This is a genomic window from Telluria sp. ZB4P34 (assembly GCF_059686055.1).
The window spans coordinates 140,771-159,453 of the sequence record NZ_JCASIF010000002.1 but is presented as its reverse complement, the minus strand read 5'-3'; the positions used below and the strand labels follow the sequence as shown (position 1 = coordinate 159,453).

9 protein-coding genes and 3 tRNA genes are annotated in these 18,683 nt (G+C 66.7%); 5 read left to right on the top strand and 7 right to left on the bottom strand.

Features of this window, described 5'->3' with window-relative positions:
* Positions 1-85 precede the first annotated feature (85 nt).
* Positions 86-919 (bottom strand): response regulator, encoded by an 834-nt coding sequence (locus AC56KL_RS05175; protein WP_497179092.1) that lies wholly within the window; start codon positions 917-919, stop codon positions 86-88.
* Positions 920-1,027: 108 nt separating this feature from the next.
* The gene (locus tag AC56KL_RS05170; protein WP_497179091.1) at positions 1,028-3,619 is read right to left on the bottom strand and encodes a DUF4214 domain-containing protein; all 2,592 of its coding nucleotides are present in this window, start codon (positions 3,617-3,619) and stop codon (positions 1,028-1,030) included.
* 641 nt (positions 3,620-4,260) lie between these two features.
* On the opposite strand from AC56KL_RS05170, the gene AC56KL_RS05165 reads away from it, so the two are divergent.
* Genes AC56KL_RS05165 through AC56KL_RS05155 form a run of 3 tightly spaced genes read left to right on the top strand, consistent with a single transcriptional unit; the run spans position 4,261 to position 8,702 of the window.
* Entirely contained in the window at positions 4,261-6,186 is a 1,926-nt protein-coding gene (locus AC56KL_RS05165) for a TOL_0244 family TonB-dependent receptor (protein ID WP_497179090.1), read from the top strand.
* A 15-nt stretch (positions 6,187-6,201) separates the two neighbouring features.
* On the top strand, positions 6,202-6,810 hold the full coding sequence (locus AC56KL_RS05160) for a TOL_0243 family YfiR-like periplasmic protein (RefSeq protein WP_497179089.1): 609 nt from the start codon (positions 6,202-6,204) through the stop codon (positions 6,808-6,810).
* Positions 6,810-8,702 (top strand): sensor histidine kinase, YfiR-like protein-associated, encoded by a 1,893-nt coding sequence (locus AC56KL_RS05155; protein WP_497179088.1) that lies wholly within the window; start codon positions 6,810-6,812, stop codon positions 8,700-8,702. Before AC56KL_RS05160 ends, AC56KL_RS05155 begins: the two co-directional genes overlap by 1 nt.
* Positions 8,703-8,813: 111 nt before the next feature.
* Here the strand turns inward: AC56KL_RS05155 and AC56KL_RS05150 are convergent, their stop codons facing one another.
* From AC56KL_RS05150 to AC56KL_RS05135, 4 genes are all read right to left on the bottom strand, one after another.
* Positions 8,814-9,359, bottom strand: a complete 546-nt coding sequence (locus AC56KL_RS05150; protein ID WP_497179087.1) for an FxDxF family PEP-CTERM protein — start codon at positions 9,357-9,359, stop codon at positions 8,814-8,816.
* Between the two features lie 490 nt (positions 9,360-9,849).
* A tRNA-Arg gene (locus AC56KL_RS05145) sits at positions 9,850-9,926 on the bottom strand.
* Between the two features lie 274 nt (positions 9,927-10,200).
* Positions 10,201-10,277: transfer RNA gene (locus AC56KL_RS05140), tRNA-Arg, on the bottom strand.
* Between the two features lie 155 nt (positions 10,278-10,432).
* A tRNA-Arg gene (locus AC56KL_RS05135) sits at positions 10,433-10,509 on the bottom strand.
* Positions 10,510-10,618: 109 nt separating this feature from the next.
* Between AC56KL_RS05135 and AC56KL_RS05130 the strand changes: the two genes are divergently transcribed.
* Positions 10,619-14,569: a sensor histidine kinase gene (locus AC56KL_RS05130; protein WP_497179086.1), complete on the top strand. Its 3,951-nt coding sequence runs from the start codon at positions 10,619-10,621 to the stop codon at positions 14,567-14,569.
* 3 nt (positions 14,570-14,572) lie between these two features.
* Here AC56KL_RS05130 and AC56KL_RS05125 read toward each other — a convergent pair whose 3' ends face one another.
* Complete coding sequence (locus tag AC56KL_RS05125) at positions 14,573-15,520, bottom strand: D-2-hydroxyacid dehydrogenase (RefSeq protein WP_497179085.1); 948 nt, start codon at positions 15,518-15,520, stop codon at positions 14,573-14,575.
* A gap of 320 nt (positions 15,521-15,840) precedes the next feature.
* Between AC56KL_RS05125 and ligD the strand changes: the two genes are divergently transcribed.
* Positions 15,841-18,621, top strand: a complete 2,781-nt coding sequence (gene ligD, locus AC56KL_RS05120) for a DNA ligase D (protein WP_497179084.1) — start codon at positions 15,841-15,843, stop codon at positions 18,619-18,621.
* Positions 18,622-18,683: the final 62 nt, after the last annotated feature.

Here is an 18,683-nt window from a genome sequence, read left to right as displayed (position 1 = left end):
AGGGGACTGCCGGTGCATGGGCGCGCCTGGCCCGGCACGGACCATTGTAGCCCAGCCGGGACGCGGCGGCGCGTCAACGCGAAGTTCACCTGGCGGGCGCTGGCTGGCGCGCCACTTTCGCCAGCGCGTCCTGGAGCTGGTCCAGCTCGTAGGGCTTCTGCAGCGACAGGTAGGGGAATTCCAGGTGGCGCAGCAGCGAGTCGCCGTAGCCGGAAGCGAAGATCACCTTCAGCGCCGGGTTGCCGGCCACGGCGCGCCGCGCCAGGTCTACGCCCGACATGCCGGGCAGGCTGACGTCGGAGAACAGCACGTGGTAGCGCTGCCTCGCCAGCAGCTCGAGCGCTTCGTCCGGATGGCCGACGCCGTCGGCCTCGTGGCCGAAGGCCTTGAGCATCTCGCATACCAGGTACTGGGAGTCGAGGTTGTCCTCGACCACCAGGATGCGCAGGCCCTGGTCTTCCGGCTCCGCCGCCGCGACAGGTAGAGCGGCCGGCGGCGCCAGCAGCAGATGCACGCCGCCGATGCCGCCTGCACCGTCCGGCACCGGCGTCAGGCGCAGGTCGCAGCGGTGCTCGCGCAGGCCTTCCATATGGCGGAAGTTCAGCAGGGCGCCCGCCACCACGCCAGCCTGGCCCGACCAGGCCTGCTGCAGGGCTCCGCCCGCAGCCGAAAGCGGGGGCGGCATCACCGAGGGTACCGATCCGCCAGGCAGGCGTCCGCCGGCCTGGCCGGCCAGGGCGGCATACGCTTCGTTGAAGACGAGCACCGTTTCGCGGCCCCACACGAGCAGGCCCGGCACGGGTGAATTGAGCAGCAGGTCGGCGGCAACGCGCAGCGGCAGGGGCCAACCGTCCGGGTCGCCAAGCTTGGTGCCGGACCAGTCGTAGGAGACGGCAGTGCGCGGATCGTGTTCAGGCATGGGCAAAGTGTTGTAGGAACGAAAACATGGCGGTCATCCTACACCAAATGCCGTGGCGTTGCGCTTCGAGTCGTGCGCGCGGCGCGGCCCGTCAACCGGAACGGCTTCTCAGAAGCGGACCAGGGTGAATCCCATCGGTCCACCATAATCGATGGTAAATACATTGCATGCACCACGCGTGAAATAGTGTTCGTAGAATGCCGTTTCGTCCGTACGATTCGTGACCTGCCCGCCGGCGTCGACACTCTCCATCCGGTAGTGCACGAGGAGCCTGTAGTATTTCCCGGAGCCGCTGCTTCTGGCGGGAGGCTGCAAGGTCAGCGCGCTGTTCGGATTCGAGCAGTCGGGGCGTGGCGCTCCCTTTGGCAGCTTGACGATCGGCACCCGCTGCCCATCCAGCGTCACCCCGGTAAAGATGGTGGAGTCCACCGGCAATACGACGACGGCTTTGGTCGGCGGGACGGTTTCCAGCGGGCCGCACTCACCGGACCAGCTTCCTTTTTCGTAGGGCGTCGGCAAGTAGCTTCCCAGATCGATGTATTCCCAGATGAGCCTGTCGCCTGACAGTGTCAGGCGGGTGTCAGGCATTCCGTACACCGCATCCCACTTGACGATGTCGTTGGACATCGTCCCCTTGAACAGGATCGCCTCGCTGGAACCGCGCTTTTTCTCGCATCCCCAGACGCGATTCGCAGGCTCGTTCTTGATCCCGCCGATGGCCAGCTCGGTACGGTTGCCGCTGGCCTGCACGATCCGCTGCCAAACGGTACCGGTACTGGTCGGCGTGCCCGTAGCCGGACTCAGTCTGGCAGAATAGGTACCGACTTTTTCGCGCGTGTCCGCCCGCAGCACGTCGAAGTTGAATGCGACGGCCCCAGCCGGATTGCTGCCCGCCTGGAAAGTAAACGTGAAGGCGAGCTTGTCGCCAAACCCTTCCGTCTTGCCTACAATGCGACCGTCGGAGACGGCTCCCAGGACGTAATCGACGCCGCGGCCCGGTCGGGTCTCGGACCTGAACGGATTGCTGAATGCATCGACGGCCGCGCTGTAGTCCAGGCCAGCCAGCCGGATGAGTCCACTTACTCGCTTGAGCTCGGTCGCCAGGCGATATGCCGCCATCAGCGCGCTTTCGGGCGCGTCTGCCGGAAGGGCATGGCGTTCCCTGACCGCGTACGACCGTGGCTTGCCGTGCGTGAACGAGAACCCCGCGGCCGACGCATTGGCCGCGATGTTCGCGCCGACCATGGCGTGGCCTTCGCCAGCGATCATGGCGCGTTGGACGGACATCGAGAATTCGTCGGTCAGGTCCTCGAAGTCGGTGTTCCTGCCGGTGCACGCCTCCATGAATGTGTCCCATGAATCCATCGCCTGCTGGAACTCGGCTTCTGCCTGCACCAGCAAGCCCACCGCAACGACACTGCCGAACAGCGAAGTCGGTGGACTCAAGGCGACATACGTCGCTGCAAGGAATGCGATGGGGTCGATCGCCTGCTTCGTGAAGACGGCTCCGGCGCCCAGGCAGCGTGCGCTCAGCGCGCGCCGGGCCGACATCGGCGCCGCTTTCGCAGGACCGGTCGCAGAGGCGACGACGCTGGCCAGCATGCGGGCGGCCGCAAGCGACTCCTGCTCGGACATCTGCTGGATCTTGGCCTGCTGCTCGCTGATCAGCGCACGTGTACCTGCAATCCGCTGCTGGTTACTTCCCGGAAGCGCCGCCTGGGCGTCAAGTTGCTGGCTGACGCGCGCGAAGTAAGCCGTCAAGTAGGGCTTGGGCGCCGTAACCACAGGCGCCGTATCGATAGTCAGCGGCAATTCGACCGTTTGCCCGCCAGCGGAGACCCTGACAAGCTGCTTGCCGGCGAGGTTCGCGGGCAACAACATCATCAGGCGACCTTCTGCCAGCGTCGACTTGAGTGCTTGCCCACCGATCGACACGGTCGCATCGTTCAAGGAGGGGCCGGAAAGATCCAGGACCAACAGGCCCCCGGCAACAATGCTCCGCACACTTTCATGTACTGTGGCTTTCAGCTGTGGCGCGGACGGTACCCAGATCCCGTTCTTGATCGACTCGGCCACCTGCAAGCGGTTTTCCGGGCTGTTACTGAAGTCCGCCAGGATCTGAACGGGAGACGCCGCGCCTTTGTTCATGACGTCGAGGTAGAAGTTGAATCCCGCCTGGTCGGGAGCGCGATGCAAGACGTTCTGGTAAAGGCGCAGCAGGAAATCGGAATTGCTCGGCCTGCTCCCATAGAGGCGACGGAACTCTTCCGAATCAACGAATCCTGCGGCGATGGTGTCGATCGGAGTGCCTCGGTCGGCGACTCCCAGCCAATAGGCGTAGCCTGCTGGATCGGGCTGCCTGTCGAAGGCGGCCTGGTAGAGCCGGTAGACCCTGCCGCCATTGCCCTCAAGATCGGTGACGAGCATCCCGTCCGCGAACTGCAACCGTGCCGTCGATGGCGGCAGGACGATCGAAGCCGCGCTGGACCGGCTGGTCACCCTGGTGTCGGCCGCCCCGATGGCGATGGCATAGTCGGCCCGGCTGCCAGGGAAGCGCACCGTGGGAACGCTTGGAACGGCCTCGAGCGCCCGTCGGCCTTGCTGGGTGGCTGCTGTCGGGACTTCGGCAACTGGTTCTTCGACGTTTCCGCACGCAGTCAACGCGCCAAGGAAACCCACCGCAATGAAATTTTTTTTCACGGCTTACTCCAGTTAGGGTTGGACAGCAGGTTTGAGGCCGAGCAGCACGCCAGCGCCGAGTCCGCAAGCGGCTTGTCCAGCACGTCTTACACCGAAAACGATTGCATATTGCTAATTTTTTTGAAGTATAGCCGAGTTCGACGAATAGTTACATATTCGCACTGACTTTTTGGGTGGAGCCGGGTAGTCCAGAACGACACCTGCCGTCGGCGGACGATTGCCGGGTGGGCAGGCGATTGCCGGATCCGGACGACAGGCGCCCGTTGTTGCCCGGCGAGCAGAGGGATCGGCCGATGCAGGCAAGGTGAACACAGTCGAGCACATCGATCCGCCGACAAGCTTGTCCGACTGGTGCTACAGAACAGCGCTACAGCGGATTTCCACACGCGGAGGCAACAGCGCCAAAAAAAAGCCCGCTTCAGGGAAGCGGGCTGAATCTATTTCCTTGGAGGAGAATAGAGGAGACAGGAAGGATGATGCTGCAATGCCGCAAATTAGTCCAATTTATATTTCCAATGACTGCCATAAAGAATATTGATAAGCAAATTTTGTCAACCGAGGACGTGGCGCGCCCGCGACGCCCGGTGCGCGCCAATCGTGCGGCCTTGGTGCGTGACAGAAAATGTTCTACGATGGCAACTATGTCGAAACCTTCCATGCTTGCCTGCGCCAGTGCGGCATTCCTGCTGCTGCACGCGGGCGGCAGGGGTGCGGCTGCGCAGGAGGTCGACGAAACACGCCCGGGCATCCCTCTGGAAGATTACTCGCTGGAACAGCTCTCCGACATCGTCGTCACCTCGGTGTCACGCCAGCCGGGCCGCCTGGCAAGTGCTGCGGCGTCCCTGTATGTCATCAGCGGCGCCGACATCGCCCGTTCCGGCGCCACGACGCTTCCCGAAGCCCTGCGCCTGGCGCCCAACCTGCAGGTGGCGTTTGCCAGCGCACAGGAATATGCCATCAGCGCGCGCGGATTTTCCTCGCAGCTGGCGAACAAGCTGCTGGTGCTGGTCGATGGCCGCAGTGTCTATTCGCCGCTGTTCTCGGGTGTGTATTGGGAAGCGCAAGACGTGGTGCTGGCCGATGTCGAGCGCATCGAGGTCATCAGCGGCCCCGGCGGCACCATCTGGGGCACCAATGCCGTCAACGGCGTCATCAACATCATCACGCGCAGCGCCGCCGACACCCAGGGCGGCCTGGCCGAGCTGCATGCGGGAAACCGTTATGCGGGCGCCGTAGTGCGCCACGGCAAGCGCCTCGCCAACGGCGCCTACGTGCGCGTGTATGGCAAGCGCGACGAGGCCGGCGCGGCCCCCGGCGACACGCCGGAAGGCGAGGGCGGCGGCGTGGGCCGGCGCCAGGCCGGCTTCCGGCTCGACTGGGACGGGGCCGGACAGTCGCTCACGGTCAGCGGCGACCTGCACGCCGGCGCGCTGCGCGAGAACCGCGAAGCGCGCACCAGGTTCTCGGGAGCCAACCTGGTGGCGCGCTTCGACGCCCAACTGGCCGGCGCCGGCGCCCTGCGCCTGCAGGCCGCGCTCGACAGGGGGCGGCGCGCGCAGCGCGGGGTCGGCCGGCACGAGCTCGACACCGTCGACCTCGAGGCCCAGGTCGCGACGAGCGTTGGCGAACGCCACGCGCTGACCTGGGGCGGGGGCTACCGCCAGGCGCGCGACCGTTTCGACAACGGCCCCATCCTCCAGTTCACGCCGACCCGGCGCAGCCTGCGCTGGACCAACCTGTTCGTGCAGGACGAGCTCGCCATGACGCCGGCGCTGCGCGCGACGGCGGGGCTGCGGCTGGAACGCAACGATTACAGCGGCACGGAAGTGCTCCCCAGCCTGCGCCTGGCCTGGGATGCCGCGCCGGACGCCATGCTGTGGGCGGCCGCGTCGCGCACTGTGCGCGCGCCGGCGCGCATCGACCGCGACCTGCAGCTGGTCGATCCCGCCTCGAACGGCGAGCGCTACCTGATCGCCGGGGGGGCGGACATGCAATCCGAAACGGCGCGGGTAATCGAGCTGGGCTACCGGGCCCAGCCGAGCACGGCGCTGTCCTATGCGGCGACGCTGTTCTACAGCGACTACGACCGGCTGCGCACCCTGGAGCTGCAGCCGGGCGGTGCGGTATTCCGCAACCTGGGCCACGGCCGGGCGCGCGGCGTCGAGCTGTGGGGCAGCTGGCAGCCGATGCGCGGATGGCGCCTGTCGGCCGGCGGGGTGTGGCAGGAAATCGACACCGGCGCGCACCCGCTCAGCACCGACGCCTCGGCGCGCACCGGCCTGGCGACCAATGACCCGCGCAGCTACTGGAGCCTGCGTTCGTCGCACGACCTCGCCCCCGGCCTGGTGGCCGACCTGCTGCTGCGGCGCGTTGCGCGCCTGCCGCAGCCGGCCGTGCCGGGCTATCATGAACTCGACGCACGGATCGCGTGGCAGGCACGCCCCGACGTCGAAGTGGCCCTTGCCGGCCGTAACCTGCTGCATGCCCGCCATCCGGAGTTCGGAGCGCCAGGCATGCGCCAACTGGCTGAGCGCGGTGTGTTCGTCAGTGTCTCGCTGCGTTTCTGAAGGCCCACGACAAGTATGAACAGAATCCCTCCCGACCGATCGCGACGCCGCCTGGCCTGCAGGGCGCTCGCATCAGCGCTGTTCCTGGCAGCGGGCGCCGCGACGGCGCCGCGCGCGCTGGCAGAGCGTTCCAGCGATCCGGCACCCGGCGCCCAGGCGCTCGAGCGCCGGATCAAGGCGGCCTTCCTGTACAAATTCCTCGGCTATGCCGAATTTCCGCCGCAGGCCTTTGCCGACCCGGGCGGTCCGCTGACGATCGCCGTGGTCGGCTCGGACGAGATGGCCGCTGAACTGGCGCGCATCGTCTCCGGCCGCGCGATCGCCGGCCGCGCGATCGCGGTGCGCCCCATGCGCGAGCACGACCCTGTGCCGCCGGTGCACCTGCTGTTCGTGGCCGGCAACGACAGTGAGCGAGCAGCGCGCGTACTGCGCGCCGCGCCGGGCGCCCTCCTGACCGTGACCGAATGCGATGGCGGGCTGCGTGTCGGCAGCGTGATCAATTTCCGTATCGTGGACGAACGCGTACGCTTCGACGTCTCCCTCGATGTCGCGGACAGGAAGAACGTGAAGCTCAGTTCGCGCCTGCTGACGGTCGCACACCGGGTGCAGAAGGGAGGTTCGTGATGGGCATGCACGATACCGGCTCGGTGCGCAGCAAGCTGATCATGATGGCGGTGGCGACCACCATCGTGGCGCTGCTGACCGCCGCCGTCGCCATGATCCTGGTGGACGTGCGCACCTTCCAGAATGTCTGGGTCGACGACCTTACTACCCAGGCCGACATCGTCGCCGACGTCGCCGCGCCGGCGGTTTCATTCAACGACGCCGCCGCCGCCACCCGCAGCCTGGGCGTGCTGCGGGTGCGCCCGCAGATCGTGGCCGGCGCCATCTATACCAACAGCGGACAGCGTTTCGCCACCTATGCCAAGGCGGGCGGCGAAGCGCGCTTCCCGGCGCGCCCGGAAGCGGCGGGCTATCGCATCGAGAAGGGCGAACTGGTGGTGTTCCGACCCATCGTCGAGAACGGCGAGCCGCTCGGCACCGTCTACCTGCGCTCGCGCTATGGGCTGCTGGACCGCGTGATCAGCTATGGCGCCATCCTGGGGGGCGTGATGCTGGCCGCGCTGGTGATCGCGGCCCTGGTGGCTTCGCGGCTGCAGGCCTCGATCACGCGCCCGCTCGAAGCGATGACGATGGTGGCGCGCCAGGTGATGCTGCGACGCGACTTCACCCTGCGCGTGCCGGGCAAGGAAAAGGGCGAGATCGGGGTGCTGGTCGAGGCCTTCAACGACATGCTGGCCGAGATTGGACGCCGTTCCGACGCGTTACAGGCCGCCAACCGCACGCTGGAGCACGAGATGACGGTGCGCGAACGCGCCGAGCAGGCACTGATCGTGGCCGACCGCAGGAAAGACGAATTCCTCGCGACCCTGGCGCACGAACTGCGCAACCCGCTGGCGCCGATCCGCACCGGCCTGGATATCCTGCGCATCCGCAGCGGCGACGCCCAGGCTACCCAGCGCGCTACCGACATCATGGAACGCCAGTTGCGCCAGATGGTGCGCCTGGTGGACGACCTGCTCGACGTTTCGCGCATCAATACCGGCAAGTTCACCATCAAGATGGGCCGGGTCGAACTGAAAGCGGTGGTCAACGACGCGCTGGAAGTGGTGCGCTCCTATATAGAACTGCACGGCCACGAGCTGGTGACCGACCTGCCGGACCGTCCCGTGTTCCTGCACGGCGACGCCACCCGCCTGGCCCAGGTGCTGTCCAACCTCCTGAACAATGCGGCCAAGTACACCAACCGCGGCGGGCGCGTGAGCCTGAAGGCGGCCGTGGAAGACCGGACCCTGGTGCTGGAAGTGGCCGACAACGGCATCGGCATCGCGCCGGACATGCTGGACACCGTGTTCGAGATGTTCGTGCAGGTCGATTCCACGCTCGAGCGCAGCGTGGCCGGCCTGGGCGTGGGCCTGTCGCTGGCGCGCAAGCTGGTGGAGCTGCATGGCGGGACGATCGAGGCCCGTTCGGAAGGCGTGGGCCACGGCAGCCGCTTCGTGGTGCGCCTGCCGATCGTGGTCGACCCGGAGCCGATCGCCAAGCCGACGCCGGCCGCCTTCATCAGCACCGAGTCTTACCGCATCCTGCTGGCGGACGACAACGTCGACTTCGTCAACAGCATCGGCGCGCTGCTCACGGCCATGGGGCACAGCGTGGTGATCACGCACAACGGCCCGGACGCGCTGGCCGCGGCGGGGCGCTTCTGCCCGGACTATGCCTTCCTCGACATCGGCCTGCCGCACATGTCGGGCTACGACCTGGCGCGCGGGATCCGCAAGCTGCCTTGCGGTGCGATGACGGTGCTGATCGCGGTGACCGGATGGGGACAGGAAAAGGACCGCCAGCTGGCCTTCGAGGCGGGCTTCGACCACCACATGGTCAAGCCGGTGCGCTTCGAGCAGATCGAGGAAATCCTGGGCAACCGCAGCATCATCAAGAAGCTGCGTACCTGAGATCCCACTGGAATGAGGTGGACGGGCATCGCCTCGGATGTCCGCAGCGAGGGCCAAAAAAAAACGGAAGCGCTTGCGCGCTTCCGTCGATTGCTTCGAACCGGGCTGGTATTACGCCTGCTTGGCCTTGCGGCGGCGTGCGAGGAAGCCCAGGACACCGAGGCCGCCCAGCATCATGCCGTAGGTTTCGGGTTCCGGAACCGGAGCCAGCATCACGGCGCCGCCGAACGAGCCGCCGGTGTCGGACACCAGGTTGCCGCTGACCTGCAGGTAGTAGTTACCGGCCATCAGGTTGTCGCTCGAGATGCTCCAGACGTCCATTTCACCGGTTTGCAGGCGGGTGCCGCTGGTGATCAGGGTGTTGTCCGCGCCATACAGGGCCAGGCCGGTGATGTCGAGGCCGACATCGGCGCTACGGCTGATGGACGAGATGATCGCGTCCAGGTTCATGCCCATGTCACCTTCGACGCTGAAGGTGAAACGGTCGGCGAAGGTACTGCCCTCGTTGTCGGCGTCGAAGGTGTCGCCGAAGAAGGCAGTGTTATCGATCAGGTCAAGGGCCTGGGGAGTATTGCCGACCACGTCCTGGGCCATGACGGCCGACGAACCGAACGAAGCGGAAGCCAACACAATTGCAGCAATCAGAGATTTTTTCATTTGTTTCCTCGCATTTAGAAGCAGCCGCGTCCTGCAGCCTGGGTTTCAAGTATCGGGGAACTTCATGCTATCAAAAGGATAAAAAAAAGCACATGGAAACCTGCTTGGATGCCAAATGTGTGGCCGGCATTCCAGGAATCAAGAGATTTCCAACGGGATATGCTATAGCGCCGTGTTTCATAGGAGCGCAGGTTCAATATGGGTTGTTGAGCAGAAAAAGTCTGCTGCCTTGCTGAAAATGCGTCGGCTTAGTCCTACAAGAAGAGGAGGACTGCTCCGGCGTCGAGGTCCTGCGATTTCAGCCCCGTTTAATGAATGAAGCGTAGAAGTTGAGCTGTTTTATATGGTGTTGCCGGGTTAGCCCAAGCGTGGAGAGGGCGGCGCCGGCGGCAGGACGGTATCGAAGGGTGCGGACTGCGGCGTCAACGCACCGACAGGAGCCGGAAAAGAAAAATGGCCCAGAATCGCTTCTGAGCCATTTAAAAAAAGTTGGTGCGGCTGGCAGGAATCGAACCCACGACCCCTTGGTTCGTAGCCAAGTACTCTATCCAGCTGAGCTACAGCCGCCCGAGGCACGCATTATAGCAGCACCGGCCGGATCGGCAAAGCCCTCCCGTGCACATCATGGTGTTCAGCTGGACGATCGTAGGGTGCACGGCTTCGCCGTGCGCGCGTTCAAACAGTGCGTGAAACACGTCTACTGCATCAATTTCGAGGGGCGTTGAACGCGCGGACGGGGCAACGGTCCGCGTTCCCTCCATCGACTCCGGCCAGGGCCCCCCGGCCATGCACGCCATGACGAAAAAAGGGACCAGATCTTTCGATCTGGTCCCTCATATTCTGGTGCGGCTGGCAGGAATCGAACCCACGACCCCTTGGTTCGTAGCCAAGTACTCTATCCAGCTGAGCTACAGCCGCCCGATGGACGCATTATAGCAGGGGATCGGATATTGGCAAAGCCTCATCGCGATCCGCTATGCTTCACCCCTGCGACAAGGGCGACCCGTAGGGCGCGCGTGGGCATCGCGCAACGAAAAAAGGGACCAGATCTTTCAATCTGGTCCCTGATATTCTGGTGCGGCTGGCAGGAATCGAACCCACGACCCCTTGGTTCGTAGCCAAGTACTCTATCCAGCTGAGCTACAGCCGCCCGATGCACGCATTATAGCAGCGGCTTGCTGTTTCCGGAAGTGTCATTTTTTTTCCGCAGGCAAACAAGCTCTGGTAGATTAGCCGGGTTGGATCGTGATGGGACACCTATGTTTGCCTTGAAGCCGCGCCTGCACCGCGTCCTGTGCGCCCTGATGCTGCTGTCGATCTGGGCCGGCAGCGCCCTGGCCGCACCGCGCAGCCTGCGTTTCGAGCGCCTGTCGATCGAGCAGGGCCTGTCGCAGCAGTCGGTGCTGACCATCCTTCAGGACCGGCGCGGCTTCATGTGGTTCGGCACGCAGGCGGGCCTGAACCGCTTCGACGGCTACCGTGTCACCGTCTACCGCAACGATCCGAACAACCCCGACAGCATTCCCGACAACTACGTGCTGTCTTCCCACGAGGACGAGGGAGGACGGCTGTGGTTCGGCACCAAGGGCGGCCTGGCCCGTTTCGACCAGGCCACCGGCAAGTTCGTGCGCCATGCGCCTCCGGACGTCGTCGACGGCCGGACCGGCGTACGCAGGCCCAGCAACCGGGCGGTGCAGGCGGTCCAGCCGGCGCCCGGCGCGCTCTGGCTCGCCACCGGCGACGGCCTGCTGCACCTCGACACCGCCAGCGGGCGCATGCGCAGCTACCGCAACGATCCTGCCGATCCGGCGACGCTGCGCGACAACCGCGTCAATGCCCTGGCGCTCGACGGCCGCGGCAACCTGTGGGTCGGCACCGCGACCGGCATCGACCGGCTCGCCCCCGGCGCCGAGGGTTTCGAGCACTACGACGTCGACCCCAAAGACCCGATGCGCAATACCGTGCGGGCGCTGTCGATGGGACCGCGCGACACGCTGTGGATCGGCACCGGCGCCGGACTGGAAGCCTGGCGCCTGGGCGACGGGGCCGGCGGAAAGCCGCCGCAGCGGCGGCGTATCGGCAGCGGCGACGGGATCGGCGCGCTGCGCATCAACACCCTGTACCACGACGCCGGCGGCACCCTGTGGGTAGGCACCGACATGGACGGCCTGAAGTGGCTCGATCCGGCCACCGACCGCTTCCTCAGCTACCGCAACGACCCGGCCGACCAGCATTCGCTGTCGGACAACCAGATCGGCGCTGTGCTGGTCGACCGCACCGGTACCTTGTGGGCCGGCACCTATTTCGGCGGCGCCAGCCGCACCGACCTGGCCAGCGGCGGCTTTGCGCGCTACGGCGTCAAGGACGGCCTGGGACGGGCCAAGGTGCGCGCCATCTCCGAGGACCCGCAAGGCAGGATCTGGATCGGCACCACCGGCGACGGCCTGATGCGCATGGAGCGGCCCGGCAGTCCCATCGAACGGATAGGGCGGGACAAGGCCGCGATCGACATCGTGGCCGCGCTGGCACATGCACGCGGACGCACCTGGATCGGCACCCCGAACGGCCTGCTCTGGCGCGACGCCGGCGGGCGCTTCGGCCGCATCGCGCTCGGCGCCGCGCCTGCCGCCAACATCGTGCAGGGGCTCCATGTAGGCCGCAGCGGTACCCTGTGGATCGTCACCCGCGGCGGCCTGGCTGCACTGGCGCCGGGCCAGGACAGCGTGCGCACCTGGAGGCACGATCCGGGCGATCCGGCCAGCCTGGGCGAGAACTACGGCTTCGCGGCCCTGGAAGACCGCCACGGCATCGTCTGGATCGGCACCGAGACCGGGCTCGAACGCTTCGACCCGCGGACCGGCCGCTTTACGCGCTACCGCCACGACCCGGCCGACCCGCACAGCCTGCGCCACAGCCGCATCTATTATCTGCTGGAGTCGGCGCGCGGCGAGCTGTGGGTGGGCACGGCCGGCGGCCTGCATCGCATGGAGGCGGGCGAAAGCCAGGGCAGCGTGCGCTTCCGCTTTTACCCCTTCGCCTCTGGAACCGAGGCGCTGCCGATCGGCGCCATGATCGAGGACCAGCTCGGCTACATCTGGGCCAGCACGACCGCCGGGATCACGCGCGTCGACCCGGGTACGGGCGCCACCAAGAGCTACACTGCGAAGGACGGTCTGGTAAACGGCTCCTATTTCGTCGGCGCCGGCCTGCGCGCCAGTGACGGGCAGGTCTATTTCGGCGGCATCAGCGGCCTGACGGCCTTCCGGCCGGATGCGGTGCGCGACAATCCGTATCCGCCGGAAGTCGTGCTCACCGATTTCCTGGTGCTGAACCGGTCGCGCGCCACGCCGAGCTTCCCCCAGCAGGCCGGCCTCACGCTGTCGCACGAAGATTCCGTATTCGCGCTCGAATTCGCCGCGCTGCATTACGCCGACCCGGACGGCAACCGCTATGCCTACAAGCTGGAAGGTTTCGACCGCGACTGGGTCGACACCGACGCGCGGCGCCGCTACGCCAGCTATACCAACCTCGATGCGGGCGACTACGTGTTCCGCGTACGCGCCAGCAACAAGGACGGCGTGTGGAGCGAGCAGCCGGCCCTGCTCCGGATCACGATCACGCCGCCGTACTGGAAGACCGGATGGTTCCGCGCCCTGGCGCTGCTGTTCGTGGTGGCCCTGTTCACGGCCGGCTACCGCCTGCGCATCCGGGCCCTGGTGGCGCAGAAGGGGCTGCTCGAACGCGAGGTCGGCGCGCGCACCGACGAGCTGCGACGCCAGAAGGAGTCGGCCGAACACCGCAAACAGGAGGTCGAAGAACAGAAGGAGGTAGTGGAACAGGCGCACCGCAACATCGCGCTGCTGTCGGACATCGGGCGCGCGCTGACCGCGAACCTGGACCTGGAGGCGACCATGCGTACACTGTACGAGCAGGTGCATGCGCTGATGGACGCGACCCTGTTCGCGGTGGTGCTGCGCCACCCGGAGCGCGCCAGCCTGGAATATGCCTATGCGGTGGTGAACGGCAAGCGCCGCGCGTCCTTCGAGCTGGCGGACGAACCGGAGCGGCACCTCGCCGCCTGGGCCATCGCCTGCGGACGCGAAGTCCACCTCGGCAAGCTGCCGCAAGGACTGGCGGACTACCTGCCGGCGCTGCAGCATCATCCGGAGCCCGGACGCGCCGTCGAATGGGCGCTGCCCTGCGCCTGGCGCGCCGGCATGGCGCCGCGCTCGCTGCTGGTGGTGCCGGTGATGGTGGGCGAGCGGGTACTGGGTGCGCTGACGGTGCAGAGCCCGGTCGCCCAGGCCTACGGCCAGGTTCACCTCGACATGCTGGAAACCCTGGCGGCCTACGTCGGCGTGGCGATCGACAATGCCAGCGCCTACCGCCAGCTCAAGGAGACGCAGGCCCAGCTTGCGGCCCAGGAGAAGCTGGCCTCGCTCGGCTCGCTGGTGGCGGGCGTGGCGCACGAGCTGAACACGCCGATCGGCAACAGCCTCCTGATGGCCAGCACGCTGCAGGAGAAAACCAGCGACATCGCGACCCGCTTCGATGGCGCCACGCTGCGGCGCTCGGACCTGGCCGACTACGTGGCGGCCTCGCGCGAGGCCGCCGGCCTGATCATGCGCAGCCTGCACAATGCGGCGGAACTGGTCAACAGCTTCCGCCAGGTGTCGGTGGACCAGGCCAGCGCCCAGCGCCGCCGCTTCGACCTGGCCCAGGCCTGCCAGGAGATCGCCGCCACCATCATGAACACGGTGCGCCTGGGCGGGCATGGCCTGGCGCTCCAGGTGCCGGCCGGGATCATGATGGACAGCTTCCCCGGCCCGCTGGGCCAAGTGGTGATCAATTTCGTCAACAATGCGCTGCTGCATGCCTTCGCAGGACCGGGCGGCAGCATGGTGCTGCGCGCGGAGCCCGTGGGCGCCGACGGCGTGCGCATCGAATTCCGCGACGACGGGCGCGGCATCGCGCACGAGCACCTGGCGCGCATCTTCGATCCCTTCTTTACTACGCGGATGGGGCAGGGCGGCACCGGCCTGGGCCTGAACATCAGCTGGAACATCGTCACCACCCTGCTGGGCGGGACGGTGCGGGTCGAGAGCGCGCCCGGCCAGGGCGCGGCCTTCATCCTGGAACTGCCGCTGCGCGCGCCCGAGCCGCAGGCAGCGCCCGGCGAGGCCGAAGAAGCCGACGCCGCGGCCGGCTGACCGTCAGGCGACCACGTTCTGCGGCCGTCCGGCGACCCAGGCTTCGATATTATCGACGAGCATGTCGGCCAGCGTCTGCATCGCGCCGGCGCTGGCCCAGGCCACGTGCGGCGTCAGGATGAAGTTCGGCAGGCGCAGGCGCAGCAGGGGATTGCCTGGCTCCGGCGGCTCCTTGCCCAGCACGTCGAAGCCGGCCCCGCCGATGCTGTTCGACAGCAGCGCCTCGGCCAGGGCCGCCTCGTCCACCAGGCCGCCGCGCGCGGTGTTGATCAGGAGGGCAGTCTTCTTCATGAGCCCGAGTTCGCGCCTGCCGATCAGGTGCTGCGTCTGCGTGTTCAGCGGCAGGTGCAGGCTCACCACGTCGCAGCCCGCCAGCAGCGCGTCCAGCGGCAGCTGATCGACATCCGGCTCGCCGACCGGCGAGCGCGAGTTGGCCAAGACTTCCATGCCGAAGGCGCGCCCGAGCTGCGCCACCTTGCGTCCGAGCGCGCCGTAGCCGACGATGCCGAGGCGGCTGCCCGCCAGGTCGCCGATCGGATGGTCGAGCAGGCAGAAGCGGCTCGACGCCTCCCAGCGCCCGGCCTCGACGTCGGCGCAGTAGGCGCGCAGGTTGCGGCGCAGCGCGAGCAGCAGCGCGAAGCAGTGCTCGGGCACCGATACCCTTGAATAGTTGCGGATGTTCGCCACCACGATGCCGCGCGCGCGGCAGGCCTCGAGGTCGACGTTGTCTGTGCCGGTGGCGGCCACCGCGATCATCCTGAGCTCCGGCAATTGCGCAATGGCGGTGGCGCGCAGCGGCACCTTGTTGGTGATCGCCACCGTGGCGCCGGCCAGGCGCGCCACGACCTCATCCTCGCGGGTGCCGGGATGCTCGCACCAGTCATGGGCAAACACGGGCGCGCGCAGCTGCGCCTGCAGGCTGTCGCGGTCCAGGAAGACGATTCGGTGCATGGCGTGCTCGCTGCGGGAGAAAGCTGCATTGTAGACGCCAGGGGCCGGACGTGAGGAAGGACAGGGCGAACCTGTCCTTCGGGATATGGCGGAGCCTGGGCGGCCTTGCGGGTGTCGCGCTGCCGGCCTGTCTGGCGAAGCGGGCCGTGGCGGCGATCTGTGTGCTGCTTGGGCTACAACGCGCCATGCGGCCAATCGGTTGACGGCGCCGAATCCGTGCATGCGTGCGGCGGCGAAGGCCGTCATAGTTAGCTGGCGTACAGTCGGGCTGGCCCGCCCGGTCCTACACTGTCCCTACGCCGATAGCCGGGAGGTGCCACATGCCAGACGCGCTCAAACTGTACAAGGCCAAGCGCAATTTCGACATCACGTCCGAGCCCGCCGAAGGTGGCGTTCCTGCTACGGACGCGCTGACCTTCGTGATCCAAAAGCATTGGGCGACCCGCCTGCACTACGATTTCCGCCTCGAGCTCGACGGCACCATGAAGAGCTGGGCCGTACCGAAGGGCCCCAGCTACGACACGCACGACAAGCGCATGGCCGTGCACGTCGAGGACCACCCGATTTCCTATTCCGATTTTGAGGGGACCATTCCGCCCAAGCAATATGGCGCAGGCAAGGTAATCATCTGGGACAAGGGGACCTGGGAACCGGTCGGCGACCCGCACGAGGGCTACCGCAAGGGCAACCTGAAGTTCGAGATCCACGGGCACAAGATGCACGGCCGCTGGGTGCTGGTGCGCATGAAGGGCCGTGGCGACGACAGGCAGGAGCCCTGGCTCCTGATCAAGGAAAACGACGGGTACGCCCGTCCGGCGGAAGAATTCTCGGTGGTGGACGAGATGCCGGACAGCGTCAAGGCACTGCCGATGCCGGCGCCGGCGCGCGGCAAGCTGGCCGTCCTGAAGGCTGAGGCGCAGGCGGAAGGACAGTCGGGAGACGTGCGCAAGCCGTCGCGGGCGAAGGCGGCGGCAAAGGGCGCGGCGAAAAGCGCGGCCAGGCCCGCCGCAAAACCCGCTGCAAAATCCGCTGCAAAATCCACTGCAAAACCCGCTGCAAAACCCGCTGCAAAACCCGCTGCAAAACCCGCTGCAAAACCCGCTGCAAAACCCGCTGCAAAACCCGCCGCCAAGTCCACGCGCGGCAAGAAAGTCTCCGCGCCCGGCTTGCCGGATGGCGTCGTTCGCGCCGACTTGCCCGAGGACTTCACCCCCGAGCTGGCGACCCTGGTGGACGGCGCACCGCCGGACCCCGAAAACTGGGTGTTCGAAGTCAAGTTCGACGGCTACCGGATGCTGGCGCGCGTCGAGAACGGCAAGGTGCGCCTGGTCACCCGCAACGCCAAGGACTGGACCGACAAGCTGGCGCCGCTGCAGGAGGAAATGGAGCGGATCGGGCTGCCGGACGGCTGGTACGACGGCGAAATCGTCGTGCACGACGAGCACGGCAAGCCCAACTTCGGCCTGCTGCAGCTGGCCTTCGATGGCGTGCGCACGGGCGACATCGTGTACTTCCTGTTCGACGCGCCGTATTGCAACGGCTACGACCTGCGCGAACTGCCCCTGGTCGAGCGCCGCGCCGCACTGGAACAGATCCTCAAAAAAGCGAAGTCCGACAAAGTGCGCTTTTCAGGCGAATTCGGCACCAATCCGGAAGAGCTGGTGCTGGCAGCCTGCCGCATCGGGCTGGAAGGCGTGATCGGCAAGCGCCGCGATTCGCGCTACGTGTCGCGCCGCTCGCCGGAATGGATCAAGCTCAAGTGCGGCCTGCGCCAGGAATTCGTCATCGGCGGCTACACCGATCCGAAGGGCTCGCGCAAGGGCGTCGGCTCGCTGCTGCTCGGCACCTACGACCGGGAGGGCGTGCTGCGCTATGCCGGTAACGTCGGCTCGGGCTTCAACCATGCCGCGCTCATCGACATCAGGGAACGGCTGGAAGCGCTTGCTACCTCCGAGAGCCCGTTCCCGCCGCGCGCCGTGCCGGGACGCCAGCACCACTGGGTGAAGCCGGTGCTGGTGGCCGAGGTGAGCTTCTCGGAATGGACCAGCGCCGGCGCCGTACGCCATCCTGTGTTCCAGGGCCTGCGCAAGGACAAGCCGGCGCGCGGCATCACGCGCGAGGAGCCGCGCCACATCGAGGACATCGCGGACGCCGCGCACAAACCGGCGCTGACCGACGAACCGGTGTCGCCGCCGCCTCCCGGCCTGCACCGCAATCTGCCGGAAAGCCTGCGCGTGACCAATCCGGACCGGGTGGTCGATCCGTCCACCGGCGCCACCAAGCTCGACGTGATCCGCTACTACGCCCTGGTGGGCGAGCTGATGATGGAACACCTCAAGCGCCGGCCGCTGACGCTGGTGCGCGCGCCGGCGGGGCTCGGCGCCGAACTGGTGTTCCAGAAGCATGCGGACGTGAAGAAGCTGCCGGGCGTGAAGCAGATGGACCCGGCGCTGGATCCGGACAACCCGCCGATGCTGGAGATCGCGACCCTCGAGGGCATCCTGTCGGTGGCGCAGTGGAACGCGATCGAGCTGCACACCCAGAACGCGCTGGCGAAAAGCTACGAGACCCCGGACCGGATGGTATTCGACCTCGACCCGGGCGAGGGCGTCGAGTGGAAGTCGATGCAGGAAGCGGCGCAGATCATGCGCGCCTTCCTCGACGAACTGGGGCTGCCGTCCTTTCTCAAGACCAGCGGCGGCAAGGGCCTGCACGTGGTGGTGCCGGTCAAGCCGGAATACGGCTGGGACACGGTGAAAGCCTTCTCGCAGGCCATCGTGCGCCACCTGGCGGCCACGCTGCCCGAGCGCTTCGCCTTCAAGAGCGGCCCCAGGAACCGGGTCGGCAAGATCTTCATCGACTACCTGCGCAACGGCCGCGGCGCCACCACCATCAGCGCGTGGTCGGCGCGGGCCCGGCCAGGCATGGGCATCTCGGTGCCGCTCGAGTGGGACGAGCTCATGAAGCTCAAGTCGAGCGCGCAGTGGACGGTGACCAACGTGCACACGCGGCTGGATCGGGGGAACGAGCCGTGGGCGGGGTATGGGAAGGCGGCCAAGGGGATTACCAAGGCCATGAAGATCCTGGGGTTTGACGAGTAGACGACCCCGCCCTGGCTGTGCACGCGAACTCGGGCTGCGGCCTGCGCCGGAGCCCAGGTTCG